General features: G+C 64.8%; 12 protein-coding genes. 10 read left to right on the forward strand and 2 right to left on the reverse strand.

Going from position 1 to position 15,793, the window contains the following annotated elements:
- Positions 1-92: 92 nt before the first annotated feature.
- A complete protein-coding gene (locus ABI213_RS19765; RefSeq protein ID WP_348005100.1) occupies positions 93-701 on the reverse strand; it encodes a TetR/AcrR family transcriptional regulator in 609 nt (202 codons plus the stop codon).
- Between the two features lie 151 nt (positions 702-852).
- On the opposite strand from ABI213_RS19765, the gene ABI213_RS19770 reads away from it, so the two are divergent.
- From ABI213_RS19770 to ABI213_RS19785, 4 genes are all read left to right on the forward strand, one after another.
- On the forward strand, positions 853-2,061 hold the full coding sequence (locus ABI213_RS19770; protein WP_348005101.1) for an efflux RND transporter periplasmic adaptor subunit: 1,209 nt from the start codon (positions 853-855) through the stop codon (positions 2,059-2,061).
- Positions 2,062-2,084: 23 nt separating this feature from the next.
- Complete coding sequence (locus ABI213_RS19775; RefSeq protein ID WP_348005102.1) at positions 2,085-5,222, forward strand: efflux RND transporter permease subunit; 3,138 nt, start codon at positions 2,085-2,087, stop codon at positions 5,220-5,222.
- A gap of 1 nt (position 5,223) precedes the next feature.
- Positions 5,224-6,636, forward strand: a complete 1,413-nt coding sequence (adeC, locus tag ABI213_RS19780; RefSeq protein ID WP_348005103.1) for an AdeC/AdeK/OprM family multidrug efflux complex outer membrane factor — start codon at positions 5,224-5,226, stop codon at positions 6,634-6,636.
- 343 nt (positions 6,637-6,979) lie between these two features.
- Positions 6,980-8,173, forward strand: coding sequence for a Fic family protein (locus ABI213_RS19785; RefSeq protein ID WP_348005104.1), 1,194 nt, complete (start codon positions 6,980-6,982; stop codon positions 8,171-8,173).
- A 121-nt stretch (positions 8,174-8,294) separates the two neighbouring features.
- On the opposite strand, the gene ABI213_RS19790 is transcribed toward ABI213_RS19785, so the two are convergent.
- Positions 8,295-8,972, reverse strand: coding sequence for a GntR family transcriptional regulator (locus ABI213_RS19790; protein ID WP_348005105.1), 678 nt, complete (start codon positions 8,970-8,972; stop codon positions 8,295-8,297).
- A gap of 217 nt (positions 8,973-9,189) precedes the next feature.
- Here ABI213_RS19790 and ABI213_RS19795 point away from each other — a divergent pair, with 217 nt between their 5' ends.
- From ABI213_RS19795 to ABI213_RS19820, 6 genes are read left to right on the forward strand one after another with little or no spacing between them, the layout of a single operon-like run.
- Positions 9,190-9,930, forward strand: coding sequence for a DUF969 domain-containing protein (locus ABI213_RS19795; protein ID WP_348006232.1), 741 nt, complete (start codon positions 9,190-9,192; stop codon positions 9,928-9,930).
- Positions 9,931-9,932: 2 nt separating this feature from the next.
- The gene (locus tag ABI213_RS19800; protein ID WP_348006233.1) at positions 9,933-10,889 is read left to right on the forward strand and encodes a DUF979 domain-containing protein; all 957 of its coding nucleotides are present in this window, start codon (positions 9,933-9,935) and stop codon (positions 10,887-10,889) included.
- Positions 10,889-11,554, forward strand: coding sequence for a pyroglutamyl-peptidase I (gene pcp, locus ABI213_RS19805; RefSeq protein WP_348006234.1), 666 nt, complete (start codon positions 10,889-10,891; stop codon positions 11,552-11,554). Before ABI213_RS19800 ends, pcp begins: the two co-directional genes overlap by 1 nt.
- 25 nt (positions 11,555-11,579) lie before the next feature.
- Entirely contained in the window at positions 11,580-12,338 is a 759-nt protein-coding gene (locus ABI213_RS19810; protein ID WP_348006248.1) for a 5-oxoprolinase subunit PxpA, read from the forward strand.
- A 6-nt stretch (positions 12,339-12,344) separates the two neighbouring features.
- The gene (pxpB, locus tag ABI213_RS19815) at positions 12,345-13,961 is read left to right on the forward strand and encodes a 5-oxoprolinase subunit PxpB (RefSeq protein WP_348006235.1); all 1,617 of its coding nucleotides are present in this window, start codon (positions 12,345-12,347) and stop codon (positions 13,959-13,961) included.
- A gap of 9 nt (positions 13,962-13,970) precedes the next feature.
- Positions 13,971-15,710, forward strand: a complete 1,740-nt coding sequence (locus ABI213_RS19820) for a biotin carboxylase N-terminal domain-containing protein (protein WP_348006236.1) — start codon at positions 13,971-13,973, stop codon at positions 15,708-15,710.
- Positions 15,711-15,793 lie beyond the last annotated feature (83 nt).

Raw genomic sequence — 15,793 nt, forward strand, 5'->3', positions numbered from 1 at the left:
GCGGGCTCTGCAGTGCTATTCTTTAGATAGCTTCTGCCGCAGGTTCTGTAAGCGCTGACGGCCTAAAAGATATAAAAATTCAGCGTGCACCCTTATCCTGGCCCATAGCCGCCCATGAAAACTTGCACCGCGCGGGCTACCGTGTCTCGCACCTGGTCTGGCGTGAGTGGGGGGTTCTCGCGGTAAAAGTAGCGGTGGTCGATTTCGGAGTGCACCAGCGCGCCAAAGTGCCGAGCGGCCACCAGCGGGTCGGCCTGGCGCAGCAGGCCCCGGTCCATCACTGACTGCATATACGCTGCCATGGCCTGCTCGCCCTGTTGCTGGCCTGCCTCAAAAAACAAACGCCCCACCTCGGAATGCCCGGCTTCGGCCAACACCAGGCGGTAAGCGGACATGGCCGTGGGCGATGCCAGAAACACCAGCAGGCGCTCGCCAAAGCGCTGTAGCAAATTGGGTAGATCGTCGTCCTTGGAGGTGGTCAGCTCCTCTAGCGCGGGGTCGATGTGCTCGGCCCCGAACTGTCGGGCCAGCGTCAGAAAGATGGCTTCCTTGGAGGGAAAGTAGCCGTACAGCGTGGCCTTGGAGCCGCCCACGCGGGCCGAAATGGCCGCCATGGAGGCGCGCTCGTAGCCCATTTCCAAAAACACCTCAGAAGCAATTTTCAGGATCGCATCGCGCTTGGCATCGGTGCGGACTTTCATGGGATTTTTCTTTTAAGTGTACTCATGTGTTCATTTTTGCTTGACAGGGGCTAAATGTCAAATCTAAAATAAACCGTACAGTACAGTTATTAGACAGACTTTGATCTTTCGCAACCCTTCGGTAGATGGGCTGCCCACCCAGGAGTTTTCCATGCACATCTCTTATTTTTCGCACCGGCCCACGGGGGCCTGGATCGCCGTTTCGGCGGTGGCTACGGTGTTGGCCCTGGCCGCGTGCGGCCAGGCGGCACAAGGCCCGTCGGCGGCTGCGGCCCCGGCGGCACCGCAGGTCCGCTACATCGTGGTGCAACCCCAGCGCGTGGCGCTGACCAGCGAGTTGCCCGGGCGTACCTCGCCGGTGGAAGTGGCCGATGTGCGGCCCCAGATCACCGGCCTGGTGCAAACGCGCAAGTTTGTCGAAGGCAGCGAAGTCAAGGCCGGTGAGCTGCTGTACCAGGTAGACCCGGCCAGCTACCGTGCCACCGTTGACAGCGCGCAGGCCGCGCTGGCCAAGGCACAGGCCACGCTGGTGTCCACTAAGCTGCAGGCCAGCCGCTACAAAGAGCTGGTGGCCATCAAGGCCGTGAGCCAGCAAGAGGCCGACAACGCCGCGGCTACCGAGCTGCAGGGCGAGGCCGATGTGGCTTCGGCCAAGGCGGCGCTGCAAACCGCCAAGATCAACCTGGACTACACCCGCATCGTCGCGCCCATCGGCGGGCGCATCGGCAGGTCGTCGGTCACGGTGGGGGCGCTGGTCACTGCTAACCAAACCGCGGCGCTGGCCACGGTGCAAAAGCTCAACCCCATGTATGTGGACATCACCCAGTCCAGCAGCGCCCTGCTGGTTTTGCGCCGGGCGCAGGCCCAGGGCACGCTGGGCAGCGGCACGGCCAAGGTCACGCTGCGGCTGGAAGACGGCAGCACCTACCCGCTGGACGGCAAGCTCAAATTCACCGACGTGACGGTGGACCAAACCACCGGTGCGGTGACGCTGCGCGCCGAGTTCCCCAACCCGCACGCCGAGCTGCTGCCCGGCATGTATGTACGCGCGGTACTGGCCCAGGCCGTGGCCGAGCAGGCGCTGCTGGTGCCCCAACCCGCCGTGAGCCGCGACAGCACCGGCAAGCCGGTGGCGTTTGTAGTGGCGGCCGACGGCAAGCTGGAGCAGCGCACGCTGGTCACCGACCGCGCCATCGGCGACCAGTGGCTGGTGACCAGCGGCCTGCAGGCGGGTGACAAGCTGGTGGTCGAAGGCCAGCAAAAGGCCAAGCCTGGTGCGGCAGTCGATGCCAAACCCATGGCCGTAGCCGAGCCCGCCAAGCCCGCCAGCGCTGCCAGCGCGGCAGTGGCCACGAACTAATCCACGCATCCCGGAGAATTTTCATGGCCCGTTTTTTCATCGACCGCCCGATCTTCGCCTGGGTACTGGCCATCATCGTGATGCTGGCCGGTATCTTGTCGATCACCAGCCTGCCCATCGCGCAGTACCCCACCATCGCACCGCCTTCTGTGGGCATCAGCGCCAGCTATCCTGGCGCATCTGCCAAAACGCTGGAGGACACCGTCACCCAGATCATTGAGCAAAAAATGAAGGGCCTGGACGGCCTGGACTACATCGCGTCTACCAGCGATGCGTCGGGCAGCGTCAGCATTACTTTGACCTTTGTGAACGGCACCAACCCCGACACCGCCCAGGTGCAAGTGCAAAACAAGCTGGCCCTGGCCACGCCGCTGTTGCCGCAAGAGGTGCAGCAGCAGGGCGTGCAGGTCACCAAATCGGCCAGCAGCTTCTTGAGCGTGATCGCCTTTGTGTCCGAAGACGGCCGGCTCAACGGCGCGGACTTGGCCGACTATGTGGCCGCCAACGTGCAAGACCAGATCAGCCGCGTAGAGGGCGTAGGCGACACCACGCTGTTTGGTGCGCAGTACGCCATGCGCGTCTGGCTGGACCCGAGCAAGCTAAACAACTTCAAGCTCACGCCGGCCGATGTGAGCACCGCCATCAGCGCGCAAAACGCCCAGGTCTCGGCGGGCCAGCTCGGCGGCCTGCCGTCGGCGGCGGGGCAGCAGCTCAACGCCACCATCACCTCACAAACGCGCCTGCAGACCGCCGCCGAATTTGAAAACATCATTTTGCGCACCCAGACCGACGGCTCCAGCGTGCGCCTGCGCGACGTGGCCCGCATTGAGCTGGGCAGCGAGAACTACGGCAGCGTGGCCCACTTCAACGGCAAGCCCGCCACCGGCCTGGCCATCAAGCTGGCCACCGGCGCGAACGCGCTCGACACAGTGCGCGGCGTGGATGCCAAACTGGCCGAGCTAAGCAAGTTCTACCCTGCCGGTATGAAGGCCTACAAGCCCTACGACACCACGCCGTTTGTGCGCATCTCTATTGAGGAAGTGGTCAAGACGCTGATCGAGGCTGTGGTGCTGGTGTTCTTTGTGATGTACTTGTTTTTGCAGAACTTCCGCGCCACGCTGATCCCCACGATTGCCGTGCCGGTGGTGTTGCTGGGCACCTTTGGCGTGCTGTCGGCGTTTGGCTATTCGATCAACACCCTGACCATGCTGGCCATGGTGCTGGCCATCGGTTTGCTGGTGGACGATGCGATTGTGGTGGTGGAAAACGTGGAGCGCGTGATGACCGAAGACGGATCCACGCCGCTGGAAGCCACGCGCAAATCCATGGGCCAAATCACCGGTGCGCTGGTGGGTGTGGCCCTGGTGTTGGCGGCGGTGTTTGTGCCGATGGCGTTTTTTGGCGGCTCTACCGGCGTGATCTACCGCCAGTTCACGGTCACCATCGTGGCGGCCATGACGCTGTCGGTGCTGGTGGCGATGATTTTGACACCTGCCCTGTGCGCCACCTTGCTCAAGCCCGTGGCCAAGGGCCATGCGCTGACCAACACCGGCTTCTTTGGCTGGTTCAACCGTGTGTTTGACCGCAGCAGCCAGCGCCACCAGGGCGTGGTACGCCACATGCTGGGCCGTGGCTGGCTCTACATGGCGGGCTATGCGGTGCTGGTGGCTTTTGTGGGCTTCAGCTTCACCAAAATCCCGGCCAGTTTCTTGCCCGACGAAGACCAGGGCACTCTGTTTACCTTGATCCAGCTGCCGCCCGGTGCCACGCAAGAGCGCACGCTGAAGGTCATCGACACGGTCGAAAAGCACTTTATGGAAGACCAGAAGGACGCGGTGGAGTCGATCTTCTCGGTGGCGGGCTTCAGCTTTGCCGGTAGCGGGCAGAACGCGGGCCTGGCCTTCGTCAAGCTCAAGTCTTGGGACGAACGCACGGCCCCCGGCCTGAAGGTCAGCGCCGTGGCGGCCAAAGCCCAGGCGGCGTTTGCCAGCATCCGTGACGGCTCGGTGTTTGCGGTAGTGCCGCCCGCCGTGTCCGAGCTGGGCAATGCCACCGGCTTTGATTTGATGCTGCAAGACCGAGGCAACGTGGGCCATGCCGCCCTGATGCAGGCGCGCAACCAGTTGCTGGGCGCGTTGGCCCAAGAAAAAGGCCTGGTCGGCGTGCGCCCCAACGGGCTGGAAGACACGGCCCAGTTCAAGCTGGAAATCGACGCGCAAAAAGCCGGTGCCCTGGGCCTGAGCATGGCCGATATCAACGCCACCTTTTCTGCCGCCTGGGGTAGCAGCTACGTGAACGACTTCATCGACCAGGGCCGGGTGAAAAAGGTCTTCTTGCAGGCCGATGCGCAGTTCCGCATGCTGCCCGGCGACATCGACCGCTGGTACGTGCGCAACAGCAGCGGAACCATGGTGCCGTTCAGCGCCTTCTCTACCGCCAGCTGGACCTCGGGTTCGCCCCGTCTGGAGCGCTACAACAGCGTGCCGTCGGTGGAAATTTTGGGGCAGGGTCTGCCCGGCGTGCTGTCCAGCGGCCAGGCCATGGATTTGGTCGAGAAACACGCCGCCGAATTGCCCGCGGGCATTGGTTACGAGTGGACCGGCTTGTCGAAGCAAGAGCGCGCCTCCAGCGGCCAAAGCAGTGTGCTGTACGCCGTGTCCATCTTGGTGGTGTTCTTGTGTCTGGCGGCGCTGTACGAGAGCTGGGCGATTCCGCTGTCGGTGATTTTGGTGGTGCCCCTGGGCGTGCTGGGCACCCTGCTGGCCGCCATGCTGACCTTCAAGATGAACGACGTGTACTTCCAGGTCGGGCTGCTCACCACCGTGGGCCTGGCCTCGAAGAACGCGATTCTGATTGTGGAGTTTGCCAAGGACTTGGTGGCTGAGGGCATGGACGAGGTGCAGGCCGCGCTCACCGCCGCCCGGATGCGCCTGCGCCCGATTTTGATGACTTCGCTGGCCTTTGTGCTGGGCGTGCTGCCGCTGATGCTCAGCTCCGGTGCCGGGGCGGGCGCGCAGAACGCGCTGGGCACGGCGGTGGTCGGCGGCATGTTGTCGGGCACGGTGCTGGCCATCTTCTTTGTGCCGCTGTTTTATGTGGTGGTGATGCGCTTGTTCAAGCGCAAGCCCGCCGCCACCCCTGTTTTGTTGGAAGGCCACTGAAATGCCATTTTTTAAACTGACTAGCCTCGCGCTCGCCGTGGTTTTGGCGGGCTGTAGCAGCCTGGCGCCGCATTACGAACGCCCGGCAGCCCCCGTGCCTGCCGTCTTCCCCACCGCCTCGGCAACCGGCCAAGCCGCCGCCGACATTGACTGGCGTGACTTCTTCGCCGATGCCAAGCTGCGCAGCCTGATCGACCTGGCCCTGGCCAACAACCGCGACCTGCGCGTGGCCGTGCTGAACATCGCCCAGGCCCGTGCCCAGTACCGGGTGCAGGATGCCAGCACCTGGCCCACGCTGAACGCCAACGGCAGTGGCAGCGCCAGCCGCACCCCGGCCAGCCTGTCCTCCACCGGCCAGGCCGTGGTAGGCCACCAGTACAGCGCCAACATCGGCACCAGCGCCTACGAGCTGGACCTGTTTGGCCGCGTGCGCAGCCTGAATTCCCAGGCGCTAGAGTCGTACCTGGCCACCGCCGAGGCCCGCCGCAGCACGCAGATCAGCCTGGTGGCCGAAGTCGCCAGCGCCTACCTCACCTGGTCTGCCGACCTGGACCGGCTGGCCCTGGCCCGCCAAACCCTGCAAAGCCAGAGCGACACCTATGGCCTCACCCAGCGCCGGTTTGAACTGGGCACCGACTCGGCTCTGACCCTGCGCCAGCAGCAAACCAGTGTGGAATCCGCCCGCGTGGATGTGGCCAGCTACACCGCCCAGGTGGCGCTGGACCAGAACGCCCTGGCCCTGTTGCTGGGCACCGCCGTGCCTGCGGAGTTGACCCCTACCGGCCTGGCCACCCGCGTCAGCGCGCTGCCCGATTTGCCTGCGGGTTTGCCGTCCGATCTGCTGCAGCGCCGCCCCGACATCCTGCAGGCCGAGCACACCCTGCAAGCCGCCAGCTTCAACATCGGCGCGGCCCGCGCGGCTTTTTACCCACGCATCAGCCTCACCGCGTCGGCGGGCAGCAGCAGCAACGATTTGTCGGGCCTGTTCAAAGCCGGTTCGGGGGCCTGGAGCTTTGTGCCGCAAATCACGTTGCCGTTGTTCGACGGCGGTGCCAACCAGGCGAATCTGGACGTCGCCACCATCACCCGCGACATCAACGTCGCCCAGTACGAAAAAACCATCCAGACCGCCTTCCGCGAAGTCGCCGACGCGCTGGCCCAGCGCAGCAACCTGGGCGACCAGCTCAGCGCCCAGCAGGCCCTGGTGGATGCCACGGCAGACAGTTTCAAGCTCTCGGATGCCCGCTTCCAGCGCGGCGTGGACAGCTACCTCGACGTGATGGTGACCCAGCGCAGCCTGTACACCGCCCAGCAGGGCCTGATCGGCACGCAGCTATCCCGCCTGGCCAACGAGGTCACGCTGTACAAGGTGCTGGGTGGAGGCTGGACCGGGGAGGCGGTGGCGGGGAAGTGAGGGGTGCTATTTAAATGGGAGCTAGCTGCGCAGGCACTGAAAGGGCTGCGCGGCTTTCTAATGCCTAAAATCGCATAGACGAAGTCTTGGCGCTGGGGATGCGGGAGCAGCGTGCGTAAATTACTATTTTTTTGATAGCTGCTTGCGCACGTCTTATCTGCGCTGCAAGTCTATTTTTGTATAAATTTTCGGGTAGTCCGACGGGTAGCTGGCATGCCGGGTATGTGCTTGTAGCTGTGTTAGCCGTACTTGGCAAAATAGTTGGCAAAAATCTTGGCGATAAACCATTTAATTTAAAAAAATCAATGGTTTACAGAACTTAATAAGTTGGCAAAATAGGTGTATGTACACAGAGTCCCACCAGTTTGAGCCCCTGCTGCCGTCAGACGCACGCATGGAGCCACTGCTGGCCACGACGCACGATCTGTCCCGTGCTGCCACGCTGCTGGCAGGCACGCGGGTGCCGCCTGAGCTGCGCAGTCTGCTGCGCAGCATGAATTCGTACTACACCAACCGCATCGAGGGCCAGCACACCCGTCCGCATGAGATCGACCAAGCCCTGCGCAAAGACTTCTCGCAAGATGCCGCACTGGCGGCCAAGCAGCGCCTGGCCGTGGCCCACATAGAGGCCGAGCAGGTGCTGGAGCAGCGCTACACCGGGCTGGAGGGCGCGCGTGCCTTGTATACGGCAGATGCAGTGCAGGCCCTGCACTGCGAGCTGTTTGGCCGCTTGCCGGCAGCAGACTTGCTGACGGCTGAGCACGAGCCCATCGTGCCGGGCGCATTGCGCCAGCGCGAGGTGCAGGTGGGCCAGCACGTGGCACCGAGTTTTGCCTGCGTGCCCCAGTTTTTGAACCGCTGGGCGGGCTATTACGGCAGCGTGCGCCGGGGCGAGGCGGCTTTGGTGGCCATGGCCTGCGCGCACCAGCGCCTGGGCTGGGTGCACCCGTTTGTGGACGGCAATGGCCGGGTGATGCGGCTGCATACGCATACATTGCTAAGTGCCTTGGGCTACACTGGCGGGCTGTGGTCGCCGTTGCGGGGCTTTGCCCGCAGCACCGAACGTTATTACGCCCTGCTGGCCGATGCCGACAGCCTGCGCCGTGGCGACCTGGACGGCCGGGGCAATCTGAGCGAGCAAGCGCTGATCGCCTGGGCGGACTACGTGTTGGAGATTTGCCAAGACCAGGTGGGCTTTATGGCGGGCATGCTGGACTTTGAAACCCTGAAGGCGCGTATCGAGGCCTGCCTGGTGTTTGAGGCCACGGTCGAAAAGTCTGGTGTGCGGCAAGAGTCATTGCGCGGGCTGCACTATTTGTTTTTAAGTGGCGGAGAGATGGCACGTGGCGACTTCAAAGCCATGCTGGGGATAAGCGACCGGGCCGCCACCGATGCGCTGGGGGCGTTGGTCAAGCGTGGGCTGCTCAAATCCGACTCACCGCAAGGCAAGGTGCGCTTTGGCCTACCGCAGCACGCGCTGCGCTTTTTGTTCCCCCGGCTGTGGCCGGAGGCAGAGGCGGACGCCGTGGGTCGGTGATCCCACCCCAATGATCTGAAGCTACGCCCAACTTTATTACTGAAACCAGCTTGAACCCGTACTGCTATAGCGCTTGCAGCATGCAGGAGGCTTGGGTGAGCTGGCGTGCTGCACCGCCGAGCTAGCGCCCCATCCCCCCGTCCGAAATCCGCCGCGCATACACCGCCAGCACGATGCGCTCGGAATGCACAAGGTAGTCGTTCAGCGCGGCAGCCGCTTCCTGCAGCTTGCCCGCTTCAAACAGCTGCAGGATGTTCAGGTTCATCTCCACATACGGCATGTGCAGAAACTCGGGGTCGTTGAGCAGGCCGAAGGCCAGGCGCAGCTCGGCCAGCACGTGCGAGAACATCACGTTCAGGCGTTCGCTGTCGGCCAGCTCGACGATGGCCATGTGGAATTCCATGTTGGCGGTGCCCACGCCTTGCCAGTCACCGGCATCGCGGTGGCGCTGGGCCATTTCCACGGCTTCGCGCAGGTGCTTTTTGGCCGGGTGGCGTGGGTAGGCCTGGCCCAGCGCCTGGCATTCGATCAAGCGGCGCACGCGGTAGATGTCGATGATGGACGCAATGCTGGGGATGGCCACAAACACGCCCCGGTTGGGCTCGTGCTTGAGCAGCCCCTCCTTGGTCAGCAGCCGGAACACCTCGCGCAAGGTGTTGCGCGATATCTCCAGGCTTTCGCTTAAAGCGGCTTCCGACAGGCGCTGGCCGGGCGTAAACGCGCCCTGCACGATCTTCTGGCGGATCAGCTCGGCCATGCGATCGTTCAGGGTCTGGGGGCTGGCGGGTTCTGGTTTCATGCACCGATGGTACTGGCGATGCGCACGCCCATGGCATATCCCGTGGTGCAAAGCGAGGGTTTCTCTGGGGTACTGCTGGCACTATTGTTGGGCACAATCAATAAATTGTTGAACAATTAATAACTTAACACCACACAATAGTGCAATAGTTGTTCATTTAATTGGCATGCAAGTTGCGTTGCATGGGGTGTGTGGATGTACTTAACCAAGGATGCGTATGCAAAGTGCTGTCAACCTGTGGCCCCTGATCGGGGTGGCCATCATCATCGCGGGCTTTGTGCTGCGGTTTAACCCGATGCTGGTGGTGATCGTTACCGCCATCGGCACCGCCTTTGCGGCGGGCTTTCCGCTGGAAAAGATACTGGCGGCAATCGGCACGGGCTTCATCAAGACGCGCAATCTGCCGCTGATCATCCTGCTGCCGCTGGCGGTGATCGGCCTGCTGGAGCGCCATGGCCTGCGCCAGCATGCGCAGAACTGGATCAGCGGCATCAAGTCAGCCACCGCAGGCCGCCTGCTGATCGTCTACCTGGCCGCCCGCCAGCTCACTGCCGCCATCGGCCTGACCAGCCTGGGCGGGCATCCGCAGATGGTGCGGCCGCTGCTGGCCCCCATGGCCGAAGGCGCAACCGAAGCCCGCTACGGCCCGCTGCCCGAGCGCATTCGCCACAAGCTGCGCGCTTTTTCGGCGGCCACCGACAACGTCGGCCTGTTCTTTGGCGAAGACATCTTCGTGGCCTTTGGCGCGATCGTGCTGATGAGCACCTTTCTACACGAGGCGGGTATTGAAGTGGAGCCGCTGCACATCGCGTTCTGGGGCATCCCCACTGCCACCTGCGCCTTTGTGATCCACGCCTGGCGGCTGTACCGGCTGGACGGCGTGCTGGCCCGTGAGCTGCAGGCCGAGGGCATCGTCCCCCTGAGCGCCCAAGTCGCCACCGCCACCAAGGGAGCATGAACATGGTCATTTCTATCCAATTCCTGTACTACCTGGTGGGTGCCGTGCTGGCGCTGACCGCGCTGGCCACCTTGACCGACGCCAGCAACCCCAAGCGCCTCACCAGCGGCCTGTTCTGGGGCCTGTATGCCCTGGTCTTTTTAGTGGGTGAACTGCTGCCGCCGCTGTGGGTGGGCCTAGGCGCGGTGGCGATGGCGCTGATTGCCGGTGTGGGCGGCGTGGGCGCAGGCAAGCACCCGGCGCGCAGCCCGGCCGACTACCTGGCCAGTGCCAAGCGCCTGGGTAACAAGCTGTTTGTCCCGGCGCTGGCGATTCCGCTGGTGACCATGGTGGGCACGCTGTCGGCCACGCATTTGTCGCTGGGCGGTGTGCCGCTGTTGGATCCGAAGAACACCACCCTGGTTAGCCTGGGCGTGGGCTGTGTGGTATCGCTGGCGCTGGCCTGCTGGCTGACCCGCGAAACGCCAGCCCAGGGCCTGCGCGAGTCGCGCCGCCTGACCGATGCGCTGGGCTGGGCCTTGGTGCTGCCGCAAATGCTGGGCATGCTGGGCCTGGTGTTTTCCGATGCCGGTGTGGGCAAGGCCGTGGCCTATGTGACCACCACCTACATCAACATGGACATCCGTTTTGTGGCGGTGGCGGTCTACGTGGTTGGCATGGCGCTGTTCACCGTCATCATGGGCAACGGCTTTGCCGCCTTCCCGGTGATGACCGGTGGCGTGGGTGTGCCAGTGCTGGTGGGCGTGTACCACGGCGACCCGGCGGTGATGGCGGCCATTGGCATGATGTCGGGCTACTGCGGCACTTTGCTGACACCCATGGCGGCCAACTTCAACATCGTGCCCGCTGCGCTGCTGGAGCTGCCGGACAAAAATGCCGTCATCCGCGCCCAGGTGCCCACGGCCCTGACGCTGCTGGTAGCGAACGTGTTTTTGCTCAACTTCCTGATGTTCCGATGATGAAGCCAACCCCTCCCGCCCTGAACGTGCTGCTCACCGGCTTTGAGCCCTTCGAGCAAGACCCGTTGAACCCCTCGTGGGAGGTGGCGCGGGCGCTGGACGGCTGGCAGCACATGGGGGCTACGGTGTGCGCCGTGCAACTGCCCTGCGTGTTCGGTGAAGCCATCGTGCGCCTGGACCAGGCCTTGCAGCAATGGCAACCGGCGCTGGTGGTCTGCCTGGGCCTGGCCGGTGGCCGCGCCGCGCTGACACCCGAGCGCGTGGCCATCAACGTGGACGATGCGCGCATTCCCGACAACGCGGGCCACCAGCCGGTAGACACGGCGGTGGAGCAGGGCGGCCCGGCGGCCTACTTTTCTACCCTGCCCATCAAGGCCATGGTGCGCGCCATGCGGGCCGATGGCATCCCGGCGGCGGTGTCCAACACAGCGGGCACCTTTGTTTGCAACCACATCTTCTACGCGCTGATGCACCGCCTGGCGCGGGCCGGGGGCAAGGTGCGCGGCGGCTTCATCCATGTGCCCGCCTTGCCCGCACTGGCAGCCTTGCACCCCGGCATGCCCAGCATGGCGCTGGAAACCCAGGTCAGAGGCATCCAGACGGCCATCCAGACTGCGCTGGAGGTGCATGAAGACATTCTTGAGACCGGCGGACAACTGCATTGAATTATTGGATAGCGAGAACACCATGGTGAAAATTGACCTGAACAGCGACCTGGGCGAGAGCCTGGGCGCATGGCGCATGGGCGACGATGCCGCCATGCTCGACATTGTCAGCAGCGCCAACGTGGCCTGCGGCTTCCACGCAGGCGACCCGGCGGGCATTTTGGCCACGCTCAAGGCTGCCGCCGCGCGCGGCGTGGTGGTGGGCGCCCACGTGGCCTACCCGGACCTGGCGGGCTTTGGTCGCCGCAACATGGATGTGGCCAGCGCCGACCTGGTGGCCGATGTGATTTACCAGATCGGCGCGCTGCAAGGTCTGGCCGCAGCGGCGGGCACCACCGTGCGTTACGTCAAACCGCACGGCGCGCTGTACAACACCATCGCCCACGACGCACGCCAGGCCCAGGACGTGATCAACGCCATCTTGGTCATCGACCCCCGTCTGGTGCTGGTGGCGCTGGCCGGTGCGCCCCTGGTGCAGTGGGCGCGCGACGCGGGCCTGCGCGTGGTGTCTGAAGCCTTTGCCGACCGTGCCTACACCCCCACCGGCGCGCTGGTGTCGCGCCGCGAAAAAGGCGCCGTGCTGCACGACCCCGAGCTGATCGCCCAACGCATGGTGCGCCTGGTGCAAGAGGGCGTGGTCGAAGCCATCGACGGCAGCCTGGTGCGGATTGATGCCGACTCCATCTGCGTGCACGGCGACAGCCCCGGCGCGGTGGCTATCGCCCGCCAACTGCGCACCCGCTTTGCGCAGGACGGCATCGCCATCACGGCTTTTGCCGGGTAGATCGGCATGCGTTTTTTACCCGTCAACCTGGATGTCCTGCTGGTAGAGCTGGCCGATCTGGACCAAACCCTGGCCCTGCTGGCCTCGCTGCAGCGCGACCCGCTGCCCGGTGTGCAAGAGCTGGTGCCCGCCGCGCAAACCATCTTTGTGCGCTTTCGCCCCGCTGCCACCAGCGCCGCTGCCCTGGTGCGCAATATTGCGGGCCGTGACATCTCGCAGCGCGCCGAGCGCAGCAGCACCCTGGTCGAAATCCCGGTGCAATATGACGGCGAGGATTTGGCCGAAGTGGCGCAAATTCTTGGCATCACTCCCGAGGAAGTGGTGCGCCGCCATACCGGCAGCGACTACACCGTCGCCTTCACCGGCTTCGCACCCGGTTTTGCCTATTTGAGCGGCGGCCACCCCAGCCTGAACGTGCCCCGGCGCAGCACCCCGCGCACCCGCATCCCCGCCGGGGCCGTGGGCCTGGCGGGCGCTTTTAGCGGTGTGTACCCGCAGGCCAGCCCTGGCGGTTGGCAGATCATCGGCGTGACACCGCTGGCCATGTGGGATTTGGCCCGCGCCCAGCCCGCGTTGCTGCAACCCGGCTACCGGGTGCGTTTCATCGATATTGCTACGCAAAACATAGCTGCTAGCGCAGGTGCTGCCTGCGCAGCAGGCCAAAAAGACTCAAAAGTTGCACGCACCCGCGAAGCCCTAGCACCGGGCCAGTCTGCCTTGCAGGTGCGCGGCACCGGGCTGCAAACCCTGTTCCAGGACCTGGGCCGCCACGGCCAGGCGGGGCAGGGCGTGTCGGCCTCGGGGGCCATGGACGCTACCGCGCTCAAAGCCGCCAACCGCCTGGTGGGCAATGCCAGCAACGCGGCGGCGCTGGAAACCGTGGGCGGTGGCCTGCAAATCCACAGCCTGGGCGACAACGTAGTGGCCGTCACCGGTGCCGATGCGCCGCTGACCCTCACCACCGCCGCTGGCCGCCGCTGGACCGTGCCGCGCTACCAGGCGGTGGCGCTGGCCGATGGTGACACCCTGGCCGTGGGCCAGCCGGACGCGGGCACGCGCTGCTACCTGGCGGTGCGTGGCGGTTTTGCCGAGCCGCAGGTGATGGGCAGTTGCGCCACCGACAGCTTGGCCCAGGTCGGCCCACCGCCGCTGGCCGCAGCCGATGTACTGGGCGTGCACCCGGCCCCGGCCAGTGTGGTGGTCGCCGCCACCCAATTACCGCCCGACGACTTACCCACGCTGGCGCAGGACGTGGTGCTGGACGTGGTGATGGGCCCGCGCACCGACTGGTTCAGCGCCGAAGCGGTAGAACGTTTGGCGACCCAGCGCTGGCAGGTTACTGCCCAGTCGAATCGCGTCGGCCTGCGTTTGGCGGGCGACATTCCGCTGGACCGCGCCATCCCTGGCGAGCTGCCCAGCGAGGGCACGGCGCTAGGGGCCTTGCAGGTGCCGCCCAGCGGCCAGCCCGTGCTGTTTCTGGCCGACCACCCTTTGACCGGCGGCTACCCGGTGATCGCCGCCGTGGCGCCCTACCACCTGGACCGCGCGGGGCAAATCCCCGTGGGGGCCTGGCTGCGCTTCAACCCCATTCGCCCCTTTGCAGAGCTTTCGCCCAGCGTTTGAAAGAATCCCATGAAAAAAGTCCTTATCGCCAACCGTGGCGAAATCGCCGTCCGCATCGCCCGCGCCTGTGCCGACTACGGCGTGCAGTCTGTCGCCGTTTACGCCAATGCCGACATCGACGCGCTGCATGCTCGCATGGCCGACGAAGCCTACGGCCTGGACGGCGACCGCCCAGCCGACACCTACCTGAACATCGCCAAGCTGCTGGACGTAGCCCGCAAAAGCGGTGCCGACGCAGTGCACCCCGGCTACGGCTTTTTGTCCGAGAACCAGGCCTTTGCCCAGGCGGTGATCGACGCGGGCCTGGCCTGGGTCGGCCCCTCGCCCAGCACCATCGCCCAGCTGGGCGACAAGGTGCAGGCACGCAAGATCGCCCTCAAAGTCGGCGCGCCGCTGGTGGTCGGCACGCCCGACCCGGTGCAGAACGCCAGTGAAGTGCTGGCCTTCGCCGAGCAAAACGGCCTGCCCATCATCATCAAGGCGGCGTTTGGCGGCGGTGGCCGGGGCATGAAGATCGCCTGGCGCATGGATGAGGTGGAAGAGCTGTTCCATTCCGCGGTGCGCGAGGCCGTCACCGCCTTTGGCCGGGGCGAATGTTTTGTCGAGCAGTTTCTTGACAAGCCGCGCCACATCGAAGCCCAGGTGCTGGCCGACACCCACGGCAACGTGGTGGTGCTGGGTACGCGCGACTGCTCGCTGCAGCGGCGCAACCAGAAGCTGGTGGAAGAGGCCCCCGCGCCGTTTTTGACCGACGCACAGCGCGAACGCATCCACACTTCGGCGCGCGACATCTGCGCCGCAGCGGGCTACACCAGCGCAGGTACGGTGGAGTTTTTGCTTAGCCAAAGCGGTGCCATCTCGTTCCTGGAGGTCAACACCCGCCTGCAGGTAGAGCACACGGTGACCGAGCAGACCACCGGCGTGGACCTGGTGGTGGAGCAACTGCGCGTGGCCGATGGCCTGCCGCTGTCCATCACCCACACGCCCGCGCCGCTGGGCCACTCCATCGAATTCCGCATCAACGCCGAGGACGTAGGCCGGGGCTTCTTGCCCACGCCCGGCCCGGTGCTGCGCTTTGACCCGCCGTCCGGCCCCGGCGTGCGGCTGGACACGGGGGTGCAATCTGGCTCGGTGGTGCCCGGCACGTTTGACTCGCTGATGGCCAAGCTCATCGTCACCGGTGCCACGCGTGAACAGGCGCTGGCCCGCGCCCGCCGCGCGCTGCGCGAGTTCCAGATCGAAGGCGTGGCCTCGGTGCTGCCGTTCCACCGCGCGGTCATCAAGCACCCGGACTTTTTGGGTGCCGAGGGCTTCAAGGTGCACACCCGTTGGATCGAGTCGGACTTTGCCGCGCCGCTGGCCGAAGCGATCCAGGCCCAGGCCCGCACCGAACCCCAGCCCGACAGCAGCTTGCTGCGCACCGCCATCGAAATCGATGGCCGCCGCGTGCTGCTGGGCCTGCCCGCCGTGCTGCTGCAGGGCTTGGCCAATGCGTCGGGCACATCTGCTCAAGCCGCAGTACCCGACGCGGCGGTGGATGCCAGCGCCGTAGCTTCGCCCATCGCCGGGAACCTGCTGTCCTGGAAAGTGGCCGACGGCGACGCGGTGCAAGCAGGCGACGTGATCGCCGTGATGGAAGCCATGAAGATGGAAATGCAGGTCACCGCCCACCGCAGTGGCCGCATCGCGCTGGCCGCCGCAGCCGGTACAGCGCAGGTGCTGGGCGGGGTGATTGCGCGGATTACCTGAATCCTTTAGGTGCTACAGAAAAAGTAGCTGGTTGCGCAGGTGCTATCTGCGCTAGCGGCCTATTTTGTTTAAAAATTTGAGCT

The sequence above is a fragment of the Rhodoferax sp. genome, assembly GCF_039922535.1.
GTDB lineage: Bacteria > Pseudomonadota > Gammaproteobacteria > Burkholderiales > Burkholderiaceae_C > Rhodoferax_B.

Bases quoted from the DNA above. Each gene is read 5' to 3' on its own strand.
- ABI213_RS19765 (WP_348005100.1), bottom strand. From the start codon at position 701: ATGAAAGTCCGCACCGATGCCAAGCGCGATGCGATCCTGAAAATTGCT.
- ABI213_RS19770 (WP_348005101.1), top strand. From the start codon at position 853: ATGCACATCTCTTATTTTTCGCACCGGCCCACGGGGGCCTGGATCGCC.
- ABI213_RS19775 (WP_348005102.1), top strand. From the start codon at position 2,085: ATGGCCCGTTTTTTCATCGACCGCCCGATCTTCGCCTGGGTACTGGCC.
- adeC (WP_348005103.1), top strand. From the start codon at position 5,224: ATGCCATTTTTTAAACTGACTAGCCTCGCGCTCGCCGTGGTTTTGGCG.
- ABI213_RS19785 (WP_348005104.1), top strand. From the start codon at position 6,980: ATGTACACAGAGTCCCACCAGTTTGAGCCCCTGCTGCCGTCAGACGCA.
- ABI213_RS19790 (WP_348005105.1), bottom strand. From the start codon at position 8,972: ATGAAACCAGAACCCGCCAGCCCCCAGACCCTGAACGATCGCATGGCC.
- ABI213_RS19795 (WP_348006232.1), top strand. From the start codon at position 9,190: ATGCAAAGTGCTGTCAACCTGTGGCCCCTGATCGGGGTGGCCATCATC.
- ABI213_RS19800 (WP_348006233.1), top strand. From the start codon at position 9,933: ATGGTCATTTCTATCCAATTCCTGTACTACCTGGTGGGTGCCGTGCTG.
- pcp (WP_348006234.1), top strand. From the start codon at position 10,889: ATGAAGCCAACCCCTCCCGCCCTGAACGTGCTGCTCACCGGCTTTGAG.
- pxpB (WP_348006235.1), top strand. From the start codon at position 12,345: ATGCGTTTTTTACCCGTCAACCTGGATGTCCTGCTGGTAGAGCTGGCC.
- ABI213_RS19820 (WP_348006236.1), top strand. From the start codon at position 13,971: ATGAAAAAAGTCCTTATCGCCAACCGTGGCGAAATCGCCGTCCGCATC.